1 pseudogene is annotated in these 240 nt (G+C 65.8%); it reads left to right on the top strand.

From position 1 onward, the window contains the following. Positions 1-2: 2 nt before the first annotated feature. Positions 3-240, top strand: a pseudogene (locus AF337_RS28795) (AraC family transcriptional regulator); the annotation flags it as partial.

Below are 240 nucleotides of genomic sequence, written 5' to 3'. Positions count from 1 at the left end.
GCCTGCGGCGGCTGGACAAGCCGACAGAGCCTATTCTTGCGCGTGTGGGACTGCCGCCGCTGGTCGATCAACCGGTGTCGGCCGAAACATATGGCGCGCTCTGGCTGGCAATCGCCGCCGAGCTCGACGACGAATTCTTCGGTATGGGTGGCCGACCGATGCGCGGCGGCAGCTTCACGCTGATCGACGAGAGCTACAATGCGAATCCAGCCTCGATGCGCGCGGCGATCGCGCTGCTGG

The sequence above is a fragment of the Rhizobium ecuadorense genome (genome assembly GCF_001187535.1).
GTDB lineage: Bacteria > Pseudomonadota > Alphaproteobacteria > Rhizobiales > Rhizobiaceae > Rhizobium > Rhizobium ecuadorense.
Note: the sequence above shows the minus strand (reverse complement) of the source record. Positions and strands in the feature narration are given on the sequence as shown.